This is a genomic window from Sphaerisporangium sp. NPDC004334, from assembly GCF_053602655.1.
In genome coordinates this window covers 235,635-254,961 of sequence record NZ_JBSGDZ010000008.1, presented here as the reverse complement: position 1 = coordinate 254,961, position 19,327 = coordinate 235,635, and the positions used below count along the sequence as shown (strand labels likewise).

At 71.2% G+C, this 19,327-nt stretch carries 17 protein-coding genes; 9 read left to right on the top strand and 8 right to left on the bottom strand.

The features are described from left to right. Positions 1-6: 6 nt before the first annotated feature. From ACWEN6_RS12500 to ACWEN6_RS12470, 7 genes are all read left to right on the top strand, one after another. The gene (locus ACWEN6_RS12500) at positions 7-945 is read left to right on the top strand and encodes a LysR family transcriptional regulator (protein WP_452570278.1); all 939 of its coding nucleotides are present in this window, start codon (positions 7-9) and stop codon (positions 943-945) included. A gap of 155 nt (positions 946-1,100) precedes the next feature. Continuing rightward, positions 1,101-2,300, top strand: coding sequence for a PP2C family protein-serine/threonine phosphatase (locus ACWEN6_RS12495; RefSeq protein ID WP_354840253.1), 1,200 nt, complete (start codon positions 1,101-1,103; stop codon positions 2,298-2,300). Then, complete coding sequence (locus ACWEN6_RS12490) at positions 2,297-3,874, top strand: sensor histidine kinase (RefSeq protein WP_452570277.1); 1,578 nt, start codon at positions 2,297-2,299, stop codon at positions 3,872-3,874. Before ACWEN6_RS12495 ends, ACWEN6_RS12490 begins: the two co-directional genes overlap by 4 nt. Next, complete coding sequence (locus ACWEN6_RS12485) at positions 3,867-4,316, top strand: response regulator (RefSeq protein ID WP_354840248.1); 450 nt, start codon at positions 3,867-3,869, stop codon at positions 4,314-4,316. Before ACWEN6_RS12490 ends, ACWEN6_RS12485 begins: the two co-directional genes overlap by 8 nt. 234 nt (positions 4,317-4,550) lie before the next feature. Then, a complete protein-coding gene (locus tag ACWEN6_RS12480; protein ID WP_452570276.1) occupies positions 4,551-5,366 on the top strand; it encodes a hypothetical protein in 816 nt (271 codons plus the stop codon). A gap of 9 nt (positions 5,367-5,375) precedes the next feature. Then, complete coding sequence (locus ACWEN6_RS12475) at positions 5,376-7,283, top strand: fumarate reductase/succinate dehydrogenase flavoprotein subunit (protein WP_452570275.1); 1,908 nt, start codon at positions 5,376-5,378, stop codon at positions 7,281-7,283. After that, positions 7,283-8,065 carry a succinate dehydrogenase/fumarate reductase iron-sulfur subunit gene (locus ACWEN6_RS12470; protein ID WP_452570274.1) on the top strand — a complete coding sequence of 261 codons (783 nt, stop codon included), beginning with the start codon at positions 7,283-7,285 and terminating at the stop codon, positions 8,063-8,065. Before ACWEN6_RS12475 ends, ACWEN6_RS12470 begins: the two co-directional genes overlap by 1 nt. Positions 8,066-8,480: 415 nt before the next feature. Here the strand turns inward: ACWEN6_RS12470 and ACWEN6_RS12465 are convergent, their stop codons facing one another. From ACWEN6_RS12465 to ACWEN6_RS12430, 8 genes are all read right to left on the bottom strand, one after another. Then, the gene (locus ACWEN6_RS12465) at positions 8,481-9,737 is read right to left on the bottom strand and encodes a hypothetical protein (protein WP_452570273.1); all 1,257 of its coding nucleotides are present in this window, start codon (positions 9,735-9,737) and stop codon (positions 8,481-8,483) included. Positions 9,738-9,819: 82 nt separating this feature from the next. Continuing rightward, positions 9,820-12,327 carry a hypothetical protein gene (locus ACWEN6_RS12460; RefSeq protein ID WP_452570272.1) on the bottom strand — a complete coding sequence of 836 codons (2,508 nt, stop codon included), beginning with the start codon at positions 12,325-12,327 and terminating at the stop codon, positions 9,820-9,822. A 109-nt stretch (positions 12,328-12,436) separates the two neighbouring features. Next, complete coding sequence (locus ACWEN6_RS12455; protein WP_452570271.1) at positions 12,437-12,826, bottom strand: (deoxy)nucleoside triphosphate pyrophosphohydrolase; 390 nt, start codon at positions 12,824-12,826, stop codon at positions 12,437-12,439. 63 nt (positions 12,827-12,889) lie between these two features. After that, the gene (locus tag ACWEN6_RS12450; protein ID WP_452570270.1) at positions 12,890-13,870 is read right to left on the bottom strand and encodes a hypothetical protein; all 981 of its coding nucleotides are present in this window, start codon (positions 13,868-13,870) and stop codon (positions 12,890-12,892) included. 245 nt (positions 13,871-14,115) lie between these two features. Next, positions 14,116-15,306 (bottom strand): ABC transporter permease, encoded by a 1,191-nt coding sequence (locus ACWEN6_RS12445; protein WP_354840225.1) that lies wholly within the window; start codon positions 15,304-15,306, stop codon positions 14,116-14,118. Beyond that, positions 15,303-15,959 carry an ABC transporter ATP-binding protein gene (locus ACWEN6_RS12440; RefSeq protein ID WP_354840222.1) on the bottom strand — a complete coding sequence of 219 codons (657 nt, stop codon included), beginning with the start codon at positions 15,957-15,959 and terminating at the stop codon, positions 15,303-15,305. Before ACWEN6_RS12440 ends, ACWEN6_RS12445 begins: the two co-directional genes overlap by 4 nt. Beyond that, the gene (locus ACWEN6_RS12435; protein ID WP_452570269.1) at positions 15,956-16,942 is read right to left on the bottom strand and encodes a peptidoglycan-binding protein; all 987 of its coding nucleotides are present in this window, start codon (positions 16,940-16,942) and stop codon (positions 15,956-15,958) included. Before ACWEN6_RS12435 ends, ACWEN6_RS12440 begins: the two co-directional genes overlap by 4 nt. Then, a complete protein-coding gene (locus ACWEN6_RS12430; protein WP_452570268.1) occupies positions 16,939-17,361 on the bottom strand; it encodes a hypothetical protein in 423 nt (140 codons plus the stop codon). The genes ACWEN6_RS12435 and ACWEN6_RS12430 overlap by 4 nt, the downstream gene beginning before the upstream one ends. A gap of 88 nt (positions 17,362-17,449) precedes the next feature. On the opposite strand from ACWEN6_RS12430, the gene ACWEN6_RS12425 reads away from it, so the two are divergent. Continuing rightward, positions 17,450-18,106, top strand: coding sequence for a response regulator transcription factor (locus ACWEN6_RS12425; protein WP_452570267.1), 657 nt, complete (start codon positions 17,450-17,452; stop codon positions 18,104-18,106). Positions 18,107-18,159: 53 nt separating this feature from the next. Then, positions 18,160-19,224 carry a sensor histidine kinase gene (locus ACWEN6_RS12420; protein WP_452570266.1) on the top strand — a complete coding sequence of 355 codons (1,065 nt, stop codon included), beginning with the start codon at positions 18,160-18,162 and terminating at the stop codon, positions 19,222-19,224. Positions 19,225-19,327 lie beyond the last annotated feature (103 nt).

The window sequence follows — 19,327 nt, the reverse complement described above, 5'->3', positions numbered from 1 at the left end:
TGAGACGTGCAGCTACAGCAACTCGCGTCCTTCGTGGCTGTGGCCGAGACATCGCACTTCACGCACGCGGCGGAGCGCATGCGCCTCGCCCAGCCCTCCCTCAGCAAGCAGATCAAGTCCCTGGAGGCCGAACTCGGGGCCGCCCTGTTCAGCCGCGCCCGGGGCAACGTGACGCTGACCCCCGCCGGCGAGGCGCTGCTGCCTTTGGCCCGCCGCATGCTGGCCGACGCCGACACCGCCCGCCGCGAGGTCGCCGAACTGGCCGGGCTGGGCCGCGGCCGGGTGCGCCTGGGGGCGACACCGTCCCTGTGCGCCGGGCTGCTGGCCGACGCGCTGGCCCGCTTCCACGGCGACTATCCCGGCATCGACCTGCTGGTGGAGGAGGGCGGCTCGCGCGACCTGGTCCGCGACCTCGCCCGGGGCCAGCTCGACCTCGCGCTGATCATCCTGCCGTTGCAGAGCAGCGACCCGTCCCTGGTGACGCAGGAGATCCTCAAGGAGAACCTCGTCGTCGCCTCTCCGTCCGGCTCCGCGGGCCGCAGGGCCTACGTCCGCATCGAGGAGCTGCGCGGCCGTCCGCTGGTGATGTTCCGGCGCGGCTACGACCTGCGCGAGGCGACCCTGAACGCCTGCCGCCAGGCGGGGTTCGAGCCGCGGTTCGCCGTCGAGGGCGGCGAGATGGACGCCGTGCTGCGCTTCGTGGAGGCCGGGCTGGGCGTCGCCGTGGTGCCTTCGATGGTGCTGGACGGGCGTCCGGGCCTGGCCGGCACCCCGCTCGCGCCGCCGGGGCTCGGCCGCACGATAGCGCTCGCTCACCGCAAGGACGTCGAACCGACCCGGGCGGCTCAGGCCTTCCGCGCTACGCTGCTCTCTTATCTGTCGCAAGCCGCGGAGGAGGGGGCGCTACCGCAGGGTGTGGTGCTCGCCGAGCTGCCGGCCGTGTAACGCGTGGGGGTTACAACAGATCGGTACGTACACGACGTTTCATGTCCTATTCGGACCCCCAAGTCAGGGTTTTTCACTTCCATGCGTCAGAACGACTTTCGCTATATGGTGCAGGGCGACAGGCAAGGTCAGTCATCACGTCACAAGAGGAAGCAGTGACCGCGCTCTCGCCCGGCACGCCGGCGGCGCCCCACGAGATGCAGACGATCCTCCTCATCGAGGACGACGCGGGAGACGCGTTCCTCGTCGAGGAGCTGCTCGCCGGTGCGGCGACGCCTCCTAAGATCATTTGGGCGCGCAGCCTCGCTGAGAGCCGCGACCGGCTCACCGACGAGGTCCAGTGCGTGGTGGTCGACCTGTCGCTGCCCGACGCCACCGGCCTCGAGGCCCTCCGCCAGGTGATCACGATGGCGCCGGACACCGCCGTGCTGGTGCTCACCGGGCTCAACGACGCTCACGTCGGCGTCGAGGCCGTCGCCGTGGGCGCGCAGGACTACCTGGTCAAGCAGGACGTCGACGAGCGCCTGCTGGCCCGCGCCATCAGCTACGCCATCGAGCGCAAGCGCGCCGACCTCGCCCAGCGCAAGCTCGCCGACGCCCAGCACCTCAGCCGCGAGAACGCCCGCCTGGAGCACGGCCTGCTGCCCGTCCCCATGCTCAAGCCCGAGCTGGCGCGTGACGGGCTGCAACACCAGGCCCGCTACCTGCCCGGACGCCGCCAGGCCCTGCTGGCGGGCGACTTCTGGGACACCGTCCAGACCCCCGACGGGGCGGTGCACGTGGTCATCGGAGACGTGTGCGGCCACGGCCCGGACGAGGCGGCGCTCGGCGTCGCGCTGCGCATCGCCTGGCGCACGCTCGTGCTGGCCGGCCACACGGGCACCGAGTTGCTGACGACCCTGGAAGCCGTCCTGCGCAACGAACGCAAGTCCCCTGAGATCTTCACCACCATGTGCACGGTCACCATCGACCCCGGCCTGCGCACCGCCAAGCTCCACGTCGTCGGGCACCCGCCCCCCGTGTGGGTGCGCGGCGGGGTCGACGGCGGCGTCCTCGACGTCGTGCCCGACACGCCCTCCGGTCCTCCGCTCGGCATCTTCACCGACGTCGACTGGGCCACGATCGACCTCGACCTCGGCGACGACTGGTCGATGCTGCTCTACACCGACGGCCTGATCGAGGCGACGGTGGGCGGCGGGCCCGACCTGCTCGGCACCGAGGGGCTCATCCGCCTCATCCGCGAGCAGGGCGAGATCGACCTCGACCGCATCATCACCTCGGTCCAGGAGATGCACAGGGACGCGCTCAGTGACGATCTGGCCGCCGTGCTGGTCGGCCGCAGGCCCCCGCCATGACCGACCTGGCGCCCCTCCCCGCCCCCGCACCGCCGAGCGGGGTCGGGCGCCTGCCCCTCGGACGGTGGTTCGCCATCACCGGGATGCTCGTGGCGCTGGCCTTCGCCCTCGGATCCGCCGTGACGGTCATGACCGTCGAGCGCCTGCGGGTCGCCCGCGTGTCGGTCGTCGACGTGATCGACCCGGCCGTCCTGCACACCCTGGAGATCTCCACGGCCCTGTCGACGCAGGAGAGCTCCATCCGCGCCTTCGGGCGCACCAACGAAGAGCAGTACCTGCGCGACTACCAGCAGGGCCTGCAGGCCGAGGCCGCCGCCACCGCCCGGCTCGCCCCCCTGGTGACCCGCATGGCCGACCCGGCCGTCCGCGCCGGCTTCGACCGGCTCACCGTCGCCTCGGCCGCGTGGCGGCGCGACTACGCCGACGTCGTCATCGCCAAGGTGCCCACGCTGAAGACCGGCACCGCGACCACCTACGCCGCCGTCAACACCCTGCGCTTCGGCGCCGTGCGCGCGGCCCTGTCGGCGCAGCAGGACCGTCTCGGCGACCTGCACGACGTCGGCAGCGCGCGCATCGAGGCGGGCTGGAAGACCTTCTACCTCGTGCTCCTGGTGATGGGCCTGGTCTTCGTCGGCGCGGCGGTGGCCTTCACGCTCATCGTCAGGTACATCGTGCTGCGGCCGATCTCCCAGCTCACCCACCAGGTGCGGGCGGTGGCGCAGGGCGACTTCGAACACCAGCTCCAGGTGCGCCGGCCGGCCGAGCTGGCCGAGCTGTCGGGCCGCGTGGACGCCATGCGCGGGCGCATGCTGCGCGAGTGGCGCCGCGCCGCCGAGGCCCAGCGGCTGCTGTCGGACCAGGCGGCCGAGCTGCGCCGCTCCAACGCCGAACTGGAGCAGTTCGCCTACGTGGCCAGCCACGACCTGCAGGAGCCGCTGCGCAAGGTGGCGAGCTTCACCCAGATGCTGGAGCAGCGCTACGGCCACCAGCTCGACGAGCGGGCCAAGCAGTACGTCACCTTCGCCGTCGACGGCGCCAAGCGTATGCAGCTCCTCATCAACGATCTGCTGAACCTTTCCCGTGTGGGCCGGGTGGGCGGTGAGAAGGCCCCGACGGACATGGAGAAGGTGCTGGACACCGCCGTGGGCAACGTCTCGGCGAAGATCGAGGACACCGACGCCGTCGTCACGCACGACCCGATGCCCACGGTGTTCGGGGACCGCGTGTTGCTCGCCCAGCTCCTGCAGAACCTCATCGGCAACGCCTTGAAGTTCCGTTCGGAACGGACTCCGCACGTCCACATCTCCGCCCGGCAGGAGGGTGACATGTGGGAGTTCGCCTGCGCGGACAACGGCATAGGCATCGACAGCAAGTACGCTGATCGGATCTTTCTAATATTTCAGCGCTTGCACCCACGGGACGTGTATCCCGGAACCGGCATCGGCCTGGCACTGTGCAGGAAGATCGTCGAGTACCACGGCGGCAAGATCTGGCTGGACGAGCCAGACCCCGGCAACCCGGGCACCACGTTCCGCTGGACCCTGCCCGCGATCACTGGAGATCAGCATGGATGACTACCGCTTCATCGACGTCCTTCTCGTCGAGGACGACCCTGGAGACGTCCTGCTGACCAAGGAGGCGTTCGAGCACAACAAGGTGCAGAACAAGCTGCACGTCGTCAGCGACGGCGAGCAGGCCATGGCCTTCCTGCGCCAGGAAGACCCCTACTTCGACGCGCCGCGGCCCGACCTGATCCTGCTCGACCTCAACCTGCCCCGCAAGGACGGCAGGGAGGTGCTGGAGGACATCAAGGCCGACGCCGCCCTGCGGAGCATCCCGGTGGTGGTGCTCACGACCTCCGAGGCCGAGGAGGACATCCTGCGCAGTTACCACCTGCACGCCAACGCCTACGTGGCCAAGCCGGTCGACTTCGACCAGTTCATCAAAGTGGTCCGTCAGATCGACGATTTCTTCGTGTCGGTCGTGAAACTGCCAAAGAACGGTCAACGTCTGTAGACCCTGACACGGGGGTGACAGGGACGTGACAGGAATCACACGAGGTCGGCCGAAAAAGTGAGTGACCCTTCTCACACGCGGGGTACCCAGGGTCGTAACGTAGAGCCCCACCGGCCCGCGCGCGGCTGTGCGACCGGCGCGAACCACGACGCGCGCGGCATCCAGCCCTACGTGAAAGCCTCGGACCCTCACCTTTGACACCAGAGGGGTCCGCGGGAGGTGGAGAGTTCTCCGATGACCCAGACAACGGCCGGCCGGCCGATCAACGAACCGGGGCAGAGGAAGCAGCGGGCCCAGATCACGGCCCGCACCCTGCGCACGGACCGATGGTGGCTCGCACCGGCCATCACCTTCGCGGCGCTCGCGTCATTCCTCGTCTACGGCTTTTGGGCGATCTTCGACAAGAGCTACTTCGTCGAGCCCTACATCGCCCCCTTCGCGTCACCGTGTCTGACGCCCAACTGCGCAGAGGGTGCCCGCTTCCTCGGGATCACCATCTTCGGCGACTGGTGGACGCTGCCGCCCGGCATTCTCATCCTCGGCCTGCCGGCCGGGTTCCGTCTCACCTGTTACTACTACCGCAAGGGTTACTACCGCGCGTTCTGGCTCTCGCCGCCCGCCTGCTCGGTGGCCGAGCCGCACAAGAAGTACACCGGTGAGACCCGCCTTCCGCTGATCCTGCAGAACATCCACCGGTACTTCTTCTACGGCGCGATCCTCATCGCCCTGGTGCTCACCTGGGACGCGGTGCTGGCCCTGCGGGACGCGAACGGCAACTGGGGCCATGTGGGCCTCGGCACGGTCATCCTGTGGATCAACGTGGTGCTGATCTGGTCGTACACCTTGAGCTGCCACTCCTGCCGGCACATCACGGCCGGGCGGCTCAACCACTTCTCCAAGCACCCGGTGCGCTACAAGATGTGGACCTTCGTCTCCAAGCTGAACCGGCGGCACATGCTTCTGGCCTGGCTCTCCATGTACTCGGTCATGATCGCCGACCTCTACGTGCGGCTCGTCGCCAAGGGCATCGTCAACTTCCCGTTCGCGTAAGGAACACCAGTGGATATCGAGCGTCACGAATACGACGTCGTCGTCATCGGAGCGGGCGGCGCGGGCCTGCGGGCGGCGATCGAGGCCCGGCAGCAGGGCAAGCGAACGGCCATCGTCTGCAAGTCCCTGTTCGGCAAGGCCCACACGGTCATGGCCGAGGGCGGGGCCGCGGCGGCCATGGGCAACGTCAACTCCGCCGACAACTGGATGGTGCATTTCCGTGACACCATGCGCGGCGGGAAGTTCCTCAACAACTGGCGCATGGCCGAACTGCACGCCAAGGAGGCCCCCGACCGGGTCTGGGAGCTGGAGGCCTGGGGCGCGCTGTTCGACCGCACCAAGGACGGCAAGATCAGCCAGCGCAACTTCGGCGGCCACGAGTACCCGCGTCTGGCCCACGTCGGCGACCGCACCGGCCTGGAGCTGATCCGCACCCTCCAGCAGCGCGTCGTCGCCCTCCAGCAGGAGGACGAGAAGCTGCACGGCGACCCCGAGGCCTACATCAAGGTCTTCGCCGAGTGCACGATCACCCAGTTGCTGAAGGCCGGCCCCGGCCCCGAGGCCGCGATCAGCGGCGCCTTCGGCTACTGGCGCGAGACCGGCCGGCTGATCTGCTTCGACGCCCCCGCGGTGGTCCTGGCCACCGGCGGCATCGGCAAGTCCTACGTGGTGACCTCCAACTCCTGGGAGTACACCGGCGACGGGCACGCGCTCGCGCTGCTCGCCGGGGCCAAGCTGATCAACATGGAGTTCATCCAGTTCCACCCGACCGGCATGGTGTGGCCGCCGTCGGTGCGCGGCATCCTCGTCACCGAGTCCGTGCGCGGCGACGGCGGAGTGCTGCGCAACTCCGAGGGCAAGCGGTTCATGTTCGACTACATCCCCGAGGTGTTCAAGGACAAGTACGCCACCACCGAGGAGGAGGCCGACCGCTGGTACGACGACCAGGCGAACAACCGCCGCCCTCCGGAGCTGCTGCCCCGTGACGAGGTCGCCCGCGCCATCAACTCCGAGGTCAAGGCGGGACGCAACTCCCCGCACGGCGGGGTGTTCCTGGACGTGTCGAGCCGGCTGCCCGCCGCCGAGATCATCAAGCGGCTGCCCTCGATGCACCACCAGTTCAAGGAGCTGGCCGACGTCGACATCACCGCCGAGCCGATGGAGGTGGGCCCGACCTGCCACTACATCATGGGCGGCGTGGAGGTCGACGCCGACACCGGCGCCTCCTCGGTGCCCGGCCTGTTCGCGGCCGGCGAGGTCTCCGGCGGCATGCACGGCTCCAACCGCCTCGGCGGCAACTCGCTGTCGGACCTGCTGGTGTTCGGACGCCGCGCCGGCGCCGGCGCCGCCGAGTACATCGACGGCCTCGCCGCCCGTCCGGTCACCCCGGCCGAGACGATGAAGAGCGCCGAGATCGACGCCGTGGCCCCCCTCTCGCGGACCGGCGGGGAGAACCCCTACGAGGTGCACCACGAGCTGCAGCGCACCATGAACGAGCTCGTCGGCATCATCCGCAAGGCCGAGGAGGTCAAGGAGGCCCTGGAGGTCGTCGAGAAGCTCAAGGAGCGCGCGGCCAACACCGGCGCGCCGGGCGGACGCATCTACAACCCCGGCTGGCACCTGGCCATCGACCTGCGCAACATGCTGCTGGTGTCGGAGTGCGTGGCGCGCGCGGCGCTGATCCGCGAGGAGAGCCGGGGCGGGCACACCCGCGACGACTTCCCCGCCATGTCGGCCGAGTGGCGCCGCAAGCTGCTGCGGTGCGCGGTCACCCCCGACGGCGAGGTCACCGTCGAGGAGGTCGATCAGCCCTCCATGCGCGACGACCTGATCCAACTGTTCGACCGGGCGGAGCTCAGTAAGTACGTCACCGCCGAGGAGCTGGCGGACTACGACGCGCTCGTTAAGGAGTCCTGATGGGTTACAAGGCCAAGTTCCGCATCTGGCGCGGCGAAGGCGGCGAGGGCAAGCTCGAGGACTTCGTCGTCGAGGTCAACGAGGGCGAGGTGGTCCTCGACGTCATCCACAGGCTCCAGGCCACGCAGACCCCCGACCTGGCGGTGCGCTGGAACTGCAAGGCCGGCAAGTGCGGCTCCTGCTCGATGGAGATCAACGGCAGGCCCCGGCTGGGATGCATGACGCGGATGTCCACCTTCGAGGAGGACGAGACGATCACCGTGACCCCGATGCGGACCTTCCCCGTCATCAAGGACCTGGTCACGGACGTGTCGTTCAACTACCAGAAGGCGCGGGAGATCCCGTCGTTCACCCCGCCGCAGGGCGTCGAGCCCGGCGAGTACCGCATGCAGCAGATCGACGTCGAGCGGTCCCAGGAGTTCCGCAAGTGCATCGAGTGCTTCATGTGCAACAACGTCTGCCACGTGATCCGCGACCACGAGGAGAACAAGGCGGCGTTCGCGGGCCCGCGGTTCCTCATGCGCATCGCCGAGCTGGACATGCACCCCTACGACGTGGCCGACCGCAAGCAGTCGGCGCAGGAGGAGCACGGCCTCGGCTACTGCAACATCACCAAGTGCTGCACCGAGGTCTGCCCCGAGCACATCAAGATCACTGACAACGCGCTGATCCCGATGAAGGAGCGCGTCGTCGACCGCAAGTACGACCCGCTGGTCTGGCTCGGCAACAAGATCTTCAAGCGCTCCGGCGCGTCCGATTCCACCACCGGCAAGACCGGCTGACCGCAGCCCACCCCCCAGCCCGAGACCGCCGGTCTCGGGCTGGTCCGTTTCCGGCGGCCTCGTCTCAGGCGGGTCGGTTTCCGGCGGCCTCGTATCTAGTGCGCTGTCCACGAACGCTGACCGGCTCGGGCGCCGTAGCAGGCGCCGGCATCGCCATACCACGACCCGCCGACCCGGCGCCGATCACTGCCAGCACGTGGCCGGGGTGGAGAGCCGCGCCCGGTGAACGTACGTGGTCACCGCACCAGCTGTTCCGTTTCCGGCGGCCCTCATCCCAGGCCGGTCGGTTTCCGACGGCATTGCAGGGATTTCGCCGCGCCGCGTCCGGCGTGACCGGTGCATGGCAGGCGGACCAGCCCTCACGACGGAGGCGGACGGCCCTGGCAGAGGCCGCCGCGGAGACGGTCCGCGTGGGTCAGCCCTTGCGGCGGAGGCGACCGAAGAGGCCGAGGAGGCCGGCGCTCGGCTTGTCGGCCGGGACGGCGCCGGGGAGCGGCGCCTGCAGGGTCGTGTCGCGCGCGCCGGCGTCCGGCGTCCATGGTCCTGGAGCGAGCTGATCGCCGTTCTGCGGCCCTGTGCCGGGCATGGCGAGGCCGGAACCCGCGCCGGGGCCGGCGGGCCCCTGTGCGTCCGCACGGGGCCACGGCTCGGCGGCGCCGGTCATCCCGGCCGGCAGCGCGACCGGGCCGCCGTCGCCCGGGTGCCCGTACCCGGGGTGCCCCTGCTCGTACACCACGCCGTACCCCTGCGGGTCGTACGGCAGGCCGTACCCCTGCGGGTCCTGGGCGCCGTACCCCTGGGGCGCGCCGGGCACGTTCGGATAGCCCTGCACCGGGACGAAGCTGATGATCGGCGCGTACGCCGTGCCGCCGTGGTAGATCGGGTAGCCCGGCATCGGCAGGCCGGCGGGGAGCTCGTCGCCGCGGTGCCTGCCCGGCGCGCGCGGGCCCGCCTTGCGTACCGCCGCCGCGTGCGCCAGCCGCCGCACCCGGCCCTCGAAGATCAGCACGCCGAGCATCACCAGGACGGCCAGCAGCACGCCGGGAATGGCGAGCTTCCTGCTCAGCGTGAGCTGGTCGTACTCGGGCGAGGCGTTGCGGATCTCGATCGGCACCGAGTCGGGCGTCGGGTCATCGAACGACGCGGCCGCGTCCAGGGACTCCGAGGCGCTCGGCGTCGGCGTCGGGCTCGCCAGGGCCAGCGACACCATCGGGTCGGGCGCCGGCGTCTCCACGGGCTGGGTGGAGGGGGTGATGAGCGGCGCGCTGGACGGGATCGCCGGCGGGGTGGTGAACGGCGTGCTCTCAAGGGTGGGCGGCGGCGCGAGCGGAGCCGTCTTGGTCGCCGTCGGCTTGGGCTTGGGGGGCTTCGTCGCCGTCTTGGTCGGCTTCGGGGTGACGGTCCTGGTGCGGGTGACCGTCGGGTCAGGGCTGGTCGTGATCGTCACCGTCACGGTGGGATCGGGCTCCGGAGTGTCCAGCGGGCCGGCCCCGGGGTCGTCGGTGATGGTCGGGTCGGTCGGCTCCACCTGATCGGTGGGGTCGGCCATCACGACCTGGGCCGCGTTCGCCCGGGGCGCGGTCATCGGCGCCGTGGCGAGCAGGACGACACCGGTCAGGCCGAGCGCCCCCAACACCGCGGACACGGCCGTCACATGCACGCGTCCGCTCACCGATGCCGCCTTCCGAGGTGCCACCCTGCCGATCACTACGAAAGTCTAGACCGGCCAAAGTAACAGTAAAGGGTGTTCAACCTCAGAGCTTCTTCGACTCCCCGGTTTTCCGCGCCGCGAACCTGCGCCGCAGCCTCAGTTGCAACCACAGCGCGCCGACCAGGATCACCACCGCCGCCCCGGCGGCGGGCAGGCCGCGGACCATTTCGAGTTCGTCGTCCCCCGCATCGGCCATCAGGCCCTGCCTGGCGGGGCGGGGATCCTGCGGCGGCGGAGCCCCCGCCGAGGACCCCTGTGGCCCTCCTCCGGGCACGGCGCCCGGCAGGACCGCCCCAGGAGCGACCCCCGCGCCGGCCCCGGTACCGCCCCCCGGGACGGCGGACCCGGCCGCGCCCCGCGGACCGGCCCCCGGAGCACCGGGAGCGCCGGCCCCAGAAGCACCGCCCGGAAGACCCCCAGGGACGCCCCCGGGAACGATGCCCGGAACACTCCCTGGAACGGCCGCCCCGGGAACAGCCGCTCCCGGCACGCCACCCGGACCGACGAGGCCCGGAACACCACCCGGGGCGCCGCCGCCGGGAATGACGCCGCCCGGCACACCCCCCGGAGCTACGCCACCCGGGGCGCCCATGGCCTGCCCCGGCCGGGGCCGGACGGCGCCCGGCCGTGCTCCCGCCGGCAGCGGAACCGTCCCCACCTGCCCGGGAAGCATCCGTCCCGCACCGCTCTGGCCGGCGACGGCCCCCCGCCCCTGCACCTTGCTCCGCCCCGGCGCGCCCGTCCCCGAATGGCCCTTGCCCGGGACGCCCGCCTCAGCACGGCCCTGCCCGGGGACGGCGCCCGGCGCCCGGCCGGGAACGCGGCCCGCGATGACCGTCCCGGCCTGCCCGGGAATCGGGCCCCGCGCCCCGGCCTGCCCAGGGACCCCGCCGTAGGGCTGGACGCGCGGCGCCGCCTTCACGCTCGGGGCGTTGCCCGCGCCCGGAGCGATGACCGGGCCCCTGACCTGCGCGGGACTCGGCACCGGCGCGGACGGCGTCGCCAGGGGCAGCCGTACGCCGGTGCTCATCGGCGGCATCGCCCGGGGCGCCCACGCCGGCGCCACAAGGGGCATGGGGCCGGGAAGGTGCGCCGGGCCGGCGATATACGCGGAACGGGGACGAAGCCGCTGATCGGGACGCGCCGGGACACCCGGGGCCGGGTGCGGGAGAGACGGCATCGGTCCGGCGACGACCGCGTCCGGACGCGCGTCGCCGGAGTCCGTCCCGGCCATGGCCCGTGACGCCTCGGGCCTGATCGCCCGATGCCGCTTGCCCGTCTTGCCCGTCTTGCCGTGGGACTTCCCCTCGCCGGCCGCCGAACCTCCGGCCTCACGACCACCGGCGGCCGACCCCGCGACCTCACCGTCACCGGCCGCCGATCCCTCGACCTCACGGCCACCGGCCGCCGCCCCCTCGGCCTCACGGCCACCCGGCTCCGCGCCCACGACGGCACGATCACCGACCGAGGGGACCACGGCCTCAGGGCTCGCGAGCAAGGGAGGTGCGACGCTTTCGGCGGGACGGCCTCCGGCGAGTTCGGGCACGGAGCCCGGCTTGGCGGCCGGGCTTTCGGGCTTGGCCTTCTGGTCGGCTCCGGCCTGCTCGGCCCCGGAGCCCTGTGCCGGTTCGGGGCCGGTGGGGCCTGCTGACGAGGTGCGGGGGCGGGCGTCGGGGCGCTGGGGCAGTGACGCCGGAGCCGCGGGAATCTGCTTGCCGGACGTGCCCGGCTTGTCGGCCGAGATATCGGCGTCACTCGTGTCGCCGAGGTCGCGGGTGTCGCCGCCCGTGGTGTCGCCAGTGGTGTCGCCCGTGCCGGTCGTCGCGCCGATGCTCTCCGGGTCGTCATCGTCCCCGCCGGCCGTGGAGCGCCTGCCGCCGGGCTTCACGCCCCACGCCGCGCGATCGGCCAGAAGGGCGGTGCCGTCACCGCGTGCCTCGCCGCCCGCCGGTCCGCTTTCGCCCGCCGCGACGCCGTCCGGCGGAACCTCGCCCGGGGACTGGCCGGCGGCCGGACCGGGGAGCAGGCCGTCGGTGGCCTTGAGGTCCCCGAACCCCTTGTCGTCGATGAGCAGCTTGGCCTCGGCCGTGCGCCGGATCCACTGGACCCCCGCGGGGTCGCGCAGGTGGGCGATGGCGGTGACGCCGACCTGCTCCGCCTCGCGCGGTACCCGCACCGCGACGTCGACGTCCTTGGTGCCGGCGACCTCCTTGAAATCGCACACGCGCAGGCGCGCGCCGGGCCGCACCGGCGTGCGGGCGAGGTCCTCGCAGCCGACGGAGGACAGCGCCCCCTCGGGGCTGGCGGACACCGCCACCCTGGCCCGCCCGGTCTGCGCGTCGAGGCGGACGCGGAAGTGCAGGACGTCCCCCGCCCGGACCGGCCCCGCCTTTTCCGCAGGCCGCCCGGCGAGCATCAGGCGGACGGTGAGCTTGGCGGCATCGACGGACTCTGGCGGGTCCATCGACCCGCGTTCCGCCGCGCGCGCGAGGAGCGGCGAGGTGCCGCTTCCCAGCACCAGCGCGCCGGCGCCGACTCCGACGACGGACATCACCCGAGCACGTTGCCACCAACCGGCCACCGCAGAACCCCGTTCCCCCGATACGATGCGCGACAAACACATCACTGTCCGTGACTGTTATCTCACACCTCGGCGGCGTTCAACCCTGGGGGATCAGATCTTCCACGACCCGGACGACCGGTAGGTCGGCGGGCAACCAGGCGATGTCGTAGAGCTCGTCAGGAGCGAGCCACCGGAGCGCCAAGTGCTCAAGGGGGTGCGGCACGCCGGAGGTGAGCCGGGCCAGCCAGACGCGCATGACGTACCCGGGACTCAGCGGCCAGTCGCCGCCGACACGGTCGCCCACCGCGATGCCGACGCCGAGTTCCTCGTGGCACTCGCGGATCAGCGCCTCTAGGTCGCTCTCTCCCGGATCGACCTTGCCGCCGGGGAACTCCCACCCGCCGGCCATCGCCGGCGGTCCCGCGCGCTGGGCGGCCAGCAGTCTGCCCCCTTCGACGATGGCCGCCGCCACAACAATCTTCTCCATGCGGGTAAAGACTAGGGAGTCTGCCCGGATCGCGCCGCTGGAGGCCGCCAACCGGCGCTCAGATCAAGGGTGACCCCCATCGATCCCCCAGTCGACCTTCGGCCGCGGCGGCGGGCCGCCGGGGGTGATCTCGGGCAGGCCGCCGGGCAGGTGGTACCGGACCCGCCACTTGTACCAGCCGCCCCCGGCCACGGGGCCGCCGTCCGAACCGCGACCGGGGGTCTGCTCGATCTCGGAGTAGGCGGGCAGCAGCGAACGGGGGTCGATGTAGTAGACCGCGTGGTAGCCGCTGTTCATCGCGCCGCGGTAGCTGTAGGGGTGCGCCTGCGGGTCGAGGCCCGACGCCTTGAACGACCACATCAGCGCCTGCCCGCCGTAGTACAGTCCGTCGGCCCGCTGGACCGGCGTCATGTCCACGACCTGCCGGAGGTACTGCTTCCCCTTGACCTCGGCGAGCCGGGGCGCGGCCGGGTCGACAAGGCCCTTGTACTCCTTCCGCAGGTGCGCGATCCACGCGTCCGCTTGGGCGGCGGTCATGCCGCCGGAGGAGAGGTTGTCGGTGATGTAGCGGTAGGCCGACTTCGTCTGGCACATGGGGTCGCCGGTGCCGCGGTCGGTCCAGTTCTTGAAGCGGTAGCTGTACAGGTAGGCGTGACCGTCGACGCAGACCGACATCGGAGCCCCCTGGTCGGCCGCTCCCCAGGCCAGGCGCCACTGCTTGGTGCGGTAGTCGAAGCCGCTCTCCCAGACGTAGTCGGGCTTGGCGGCCTGGAACCTGCCGTGATCGGTGTACGACTCCTCGGTGATGCGCATGATCGGTTGCATGGCGGTCGCCCTGAAGCTCGCGAAGAAGAGCGCGGCCGGGTCGATCTTCGCGACGTCCTGCGCGGTGAGCGTGCCCTTCTTGAGCGCTTCGAGCCCGGACCGGCCGGCGTCCGGCCCGGTGCCGCCGCCGCCCAGGTTGCGCCAGACCAGCCAGCCGCCCGTCGCCACCCCGCACACCACGACCAAGGACACCACCACGGCCACGACCGCCCGTCCCATCTTCTTCGGCCGGGGCGGCGGAGGCGGACCTTGCGGTGGGTGTCCCGGAAGCGGATGTCCCGGAAGCGGATGTCCCGGAAGCGGTCGGCCGTGTGGACGCCGGTCCCCCGGCTCGTTCGGATCCCCCGACCACTGCGCCACGCGGCCTCCCCGGTCGTCCCTTCAAGTGCCGGTCGGCCACGCTACAGCAAGTACGACATCGCCTCCGTCGATGCCGGCCGCTACCCGGCCTGAGAAGGGTGCGTTCATCCCGTCGCCAGGGCCTCGGTCGGAGTGAGGGCGGCGGCGCGGCGGGCCGGGTAGAGGCCGGAGACGACTCCGACCAGCACGGCCGCGGTGACACCGAGGGTGATCACCTGGGTGGGGAGGACCAGAGGCCAGCCTTGGGCGAAGGCGAAGAACAGACTCGCGGCCAGGCCGATGATGGTCCCCGTGACGCCCCCGCACAGGGACAGGGCCACCGCTTCGACCACGAATTGCAGACGGATCTGCCCTCGCGTGGCCCCGAGGGAGCGGCGCAGGCCGATCTCCTGACGGCGTTCCAGCACCGAGATGACCATGACGTTGGCTATGCCGATGCCTCCGACGAGGAGGGCGACCGCGCCGAGTCCGAGGAAGAGGCCGTTGAACGCCGCACGCGCGGCCAATTCCGCGGTGAGAGCGTCGGACGGGCGGCTGACCTGGACTTGGTCGGGATGTTCGGGGTCTGCGGTCGCGGCGAGCGCCTTCGCGATCGTGGTGACGCGGTCGTCGGCCGACCGTTCGTACACGATGGTGGGGTGGCCGTCGAAGCCGAGTTCCTTTTCCGCATACGGCCAGCCGACGAGCGCGGCGTTGTCGAGGCCGGGGGCGAGGGGGAGCGAGTCGAGTATGCCGATGACCGTCATCCACCGGCCCGCGATGTAGATCTGCCGTCCGGGCCGGTCGATCCCGAACCGGTCCGCGGCGTACGTGCCCAGGACGACGGCCGGGTACCGGGCGGTGGCCGGGTTGAGGAACGTGCCGGACCTGACCGTCCCCTTCAGCGTCGCAAGGAGGTCCAGCCGTACGGCGGCGACTCCCACTCCGTTGGTGACCGCCGGGTCGATCAGCCTGGTACGGCGCGCGGTCGCCCCTTCCACGTACGCGATGGCGGTGGCCCCCACCACGCCGGGGATGTGGGAGACGCGGGCGACCGATTCGAGCGGCAGTGACGCCTGTTTCCCGCTGATCGAATGACCCGGCGCCACGGTCAGCACGTTCGTCCCGACACGGGCGAGTTGCTCCTGGAGACCGGCGCCGCTGACCGCGCTGATGCCCATCACGGCGACCATCGACGCGATCCCGATGGCCACTCCGAGGGCCGACAGCACGGCCCTTCCCCGGCGTGCCCGCAGCCCGGCCAGCCCGACGGCGACCAGGTCCCACGGGCTCAGCCGGGCCGGTTCGGGAATCACTGGAGCCTCCCGTCCAAGACGTCCACGCGACGTGGGAGCGCCTCGGCCAGGTCGGTGTTGTGGGTGATGACCACGACTGTGGTGCCTTCCTCGTGCAGTTTCCACAGGATGTCGACGATGCCCGCGCCGGAGGCCGTGTCCAGGTTGCCGGTGGGTTCGTCGGCGAACAGCACCACCGGCCGGGCGACCAGGGCGCGGGCGATGGCCACCCGCTGGCGTTCGCCGCCCGACAGCTCGTGGGGGCGATGGGTGAGCCGATCGCCGAGCCCGACGCGTTCGAGCGCCTCGTGCGCGGCCATGATGCGGCGGCGGGCGGGGACGCCCAGGTAGAGCAGCCTCGTGGCCACGTTCTCCGCGGCCGTCAGATGGGCGGTGAGGAAGAACTGCTGGAAGACGAACCCGATCCAGTTCGCTCTCACCGCCGACAGCCGCCGGTCGGACAGAGTGGCCATGTCGTGGCCGAGCAGCCTGACGCGGCCCTCGCTCGGCCGGTCCAGCGTCCCCATGAGGTGCAGCATGGTGGACTTGCCCGACCCGGACGGCCCGCAGACGGCCACCAGTTCCCCTGGGCCGATCGTCAGCGTCGCGTCCCGCAAGGCGCACACCCCACCGGGGTAGGTCTTGGACGCGTGCTCCAGCTCGATAACGCTCATGGTCTGGGCACCTGCACCTGCGTGCCCTCGGCCACTCCGGTGACCTCGACGAGCCCCCCGGCGAACAGTCCGATCTCGACCGGGACGAGCCTTCCCGCGACGTTGACCGCGAACGTGCCGTCCGCCTGCCCGAGCAGGGCCTCGACGGGGACGGCGAACACGCCCTTGTGAACGGCGCCGGCGAACCCGGCGGTGACAGGTGCCGCGACCAGACGTCCCGCGGCCCTCGGGTGGTCCAGGCCGATCGTGACGGCGATGGTGGCCGTCTCGGTGCCCTGCCCGGTCTGGCCGGTGGTCGCCGCCTTGGCGACGGTGCCGATGGTGGTGACGTGCCCCGTCGTGGTCTTTCCGCCGGGGAGCGTGATGGTCACCTTGCCGCCTCTGACCGCGAGTTGCTGCCGGTCGACGGGAACGTCGACGACGACCTGACGTCTCAGGCCGGTGACGGTGAGCAGCGGGCCCGAGGCGAGCCCGCCGAGTCGTGCGGTACGGGAGGCGACCCTGATCGGGCCTGGTTCCACGACGGTGTCCGACGGGGTGATCGTGCCGGTCTGGGGCCGGCCGAGGTGGCGCTGCCACGCCTTGACGGCCTGCGCCGTCGCCCAGGTGAACCGGTCGTCCACGACCAGCGAGTAGCCCAAGGCGGCGAGATTCCGCTCGACCACCCGCACATCCCGGCCCCGCAGCCCGACCGACAGCGTTCGCCACAGTGGGGTCCGCCCGTAGATGAGCGGAACGGCGTGCCCGTCGGCCGCGTAGACCGGCCGGCCGCGCCTGATGATCCGGCCGTCAACGGGCAGCCACGTCACGATCCCGGCACCGCCAGCCACGGTCGTGCGGCCGGCGTAGGAGAGCGTGCCGTCCACGTTGGTCCTGCTCACCAGGTCCGTACGGACGACGGGTGTCGTGGGGAACGACGGGGTGGCCGCCTGCGTCGGAGCGCAGGCGGTCAGCACGAGCGCCAGGGCGACCAGCCGTCTCACTCCCCCACCTCCTTCTGACAGGCGGCCATGATGGCGTCGAGGTCCTTGCCGGGCGGCGGCGAGCCGACTCGGATCCCCGGCTCGGCGGCCGTCGGGTCGGACGCGTCGACGCCGTTCTTGCGCAGGCAGGCGGCCGTCTTGCGCATTCTGTCGATGTCATCCGCGCTCGGAGGTTCCTCCCGCGGGGCGTACTTCTTGCAGGTCTTCAGCGCGGCTTCGAGCTTGTCCTTGGGCACACCACGGCCGTCGAGGTTGAAGCCGTCCTCACCGGCCGGCGGGTCGGACGCGTTGACTCCCTGCTTTCGCAGGCACTGGGCGTACTTGACGAGCTGGTCGTGCTTCTTGGCGTCGGCGCCGAGGCCCGGGATGGCGCCGCATCCCGCGACCAGGAACGCCAGGACGATGACGAGTCTTCTCATGCGGCAGACGATCGCGGAGGGGACGTTTCGCGGTCGTCTCCGCGCTCGTTAACGCCCAGGTAACCCCTGAACGGGTATGACTTGGGTCATGCGTGTGCTTGTGGCCGAAGACGAGAAGGCTCTCGCGGACCTGGTCGCCGAGGGGCTGCGCCGGTACGCGATGGCGGTCGACGTCGCCTACGACGGCACGGCGGCGGCCGAACGGCTGAGCGTCCACGACTACGACGTGCTCGTTCTGGACCGCGACCTACCGGGGACGCCTGGCGACGCCATCTGCCGGGACCTCGCGCAAGTGGGTGCCCGTACGCGGATCCTGATGCTGACGGCGGCGGCGTCCGTGCGCGACCGGGTCGCCGGGCTCGGCCTCGGCGCCGACGACTACTTGCCCAAGCCGTTCGACTACGAGGAACTCGTGGCACGTGTCCAGGCCCTCGGACGCCGCAGCCGGGCGCCCGTCCCGCCACTGCTGACCCACGGGGACATCGTTTTGGACACACCGCGCATGCAGGCGTTCCGGAACGGCCGCTATCTGGCGCTGTCGCGCAAGGAGTTCGCCCTGCTGGAGGTGCTCATGCGGGCGGACGGCGCGATCGTGAGCGCGGAGGAACTGCTCGAGCGGGCCTGGGACGAGCACACCGACCCCTTCAGCGGGGTCGTCCGGGTCACCATGAGCAAGCTGCGCGCCAAGCTCGGCGACCCTCCGGTCATCGGGACGGTCGCCGGCAGCGGATACCACCTGTCATGACGCTCAGGTTCCGGCTCGCCGCGCTCTACAGTGTCCTGTTCGTCGCCACGTCCATGGCCGTACTGGTGGCCGTCAACGTCCTGTTCGCCTACGGCGTCGTGTACCAGTCGACGACCAAGTCGGCCGTCGTCGATTTCGGCCCCGACGGCACGCCCGTCATCGAGCGGCACGCCGCCACCACCGGCCCCGGCATCTCGATCATCACGCTGGTCGTGGGGGTCGTGCTGATCGGTGTCTCGATCTGGGCCGGGTGGTGGCTGTCCGGGCGCACACTGCGGCCGTTGGGGCGGATCACGGCGACCGCCCGGCGGTTGTCGCTGACGAATCTGGACGAACGGATCGCGCTCAAAGGGCCGAAGGATGAGTTGAAAGAGCTGGCCGACACCTTCGACGCCATGCTCGACCGCCTCGAGCGCGCGGTGACCGCACAGAGCAGGTTCGTCGCGAACGCCTCGCATGAACTGCGGACGCCGCTCGCCATTCAGCGGGCGGCCATCCAGATCGGCCTGGCCGACCCGACACCCGAACGGATCGAGCGCTTCAGAGCGGAGTTGCTGGAGGCCAACCGGCGGACGGAGCGCCTGATCGACGGACTACTCGTGCTGGCACGCAGCGACCACGGCCTCGACCTCGACGAGGTCGAGGCCGTGCGGTTCGACCGGGTCGCCGCCGACGTTGTGGCCGGCTTCCCCAGGGTCACGCTGCGGTCCCGGCCCACCACCGTGATGGGGGACCCCGTACTGCTCACCCAGTTGGTGACCAACCTGGTGGAGAACGGGGTCCGGCACAATGTGCCCGATGGAAGCGTGGAAGTACGGCTGACACCGGATGACGGGCTGGTCGTGTCCAATACCGGTCCAGAGGTCCCGGCGGATCGCATTCCCGAGCTGTTCGAGCCCTTCCGCCGTATGGCGCCCGACCGTACGCGAAGCGCCGACGGCTCTGGCCTGGGCCTTTCCATCGTCGCTTCGATCGCGAGAGCCCACGCGATGACCGTGATGGCCCGACCGAATCCGGGCGGCGGCTTGATGGTCCGCTGTCGCCTCCCAGAACCTGCGGGCCCGAGCCACCTCCGGGAAGCGGCAGGCGCCGCTCTCGCCGGGGACGATCAGCTCTAGCAGTGTCCCGGCCCCGCCCGGTGATCTACCGCGTACTCCGCGGATAACGACCGGGGCGGGGAACCAGTCCTCCTTGACGGCCGGCGGGGCGCCGCGGGGGCCG

Excerpts from the sequence above, each read along its gene's own strand:
- ACWEN6_RS12440 (WP_354840222.1), bottom strand. The coding sequence starts at position 15,959 with ATGAGCGTTATCGAGCTGGAGCACGCGTCCAAGACCTACCCCGGTGGG.
- ACWEN6_RS12490 (WP_452570277.1), top strand. The coding sequence starts at position 2,297 with ATGACCGACCTGGCGCCCCTCCCCGCCCCCGCACCGCCGAGCGGGGTC.
- ACWEN6_RS12430 (WP_452570268.1), bottom strand. The coding sequence starts at position 17,361 with ATGAGAAGACTCGTCATCGTCCTGGCGTTCCTGGTCGCGGGATGCGGC.
- ACWEN6_RS12420 (WP_452570266.1), top strand. The coding sequence starts at position 18,160 with ATGGCCGTACTGGTGGCCGTCAACGTCCTGTTCGCCTACGGCGTCGTG.
- ACWEN6_RS12450 (WP_452570270.1), bottom strand. The coding sequence starts at position 13,870 with ATGGGACGGGCGGTCGTGGCCGTGGTGGTGTCCTTGGTCGTGGTGTGC.
- ACWEN6_RS12455 (WP_452570271.1), bottom strand. The coding sequence starts at position 12,826 with ATGGAGAAGATTGTTGTGGCGGCGGCCATCGTCGAAGGGGGCAGACTG.
- ACWEN6_RS12425 (WP_452570267.1), top strand. The coding sequence starts at position 17,450 with ATGCGTGTGCTTGTGGCCGAAGACGAGAAGGCTCTCGCGGACCTGGTC.
- ACWEN6_RS12480 (WP_452570276.1), top strand. The coding sequence starts at position 4,551 with ATGACCCAGACAACGGCCGGCCGGCCGATCAACGAACCGGGGCAGAGG.
- ACWEN6_RS12485 (WP_354840248.1), top strand. The coding sequence starts at position 3,867 with ATGGATGACTACCGCTTCATCGACGTCCTTCTCGTCGAGGACGACCCT.
- ACWEN6_RS12470 (WP_452570274.1), top strand. The coding sequence starts at position 7,283 with ATGGGTTACAAGGCCAAGTTCCGCATCTGGCGCGGCGAAGGCGGCGAG.
- ACWEN6_RS12460 (WP_452570272.1), bottom strand. The coding sequence starts at position 12,327 with ATGTCCGTCGTCGGAGTCGGCGCCGGCGCGCTGGTGCTGGGAAGCGGC.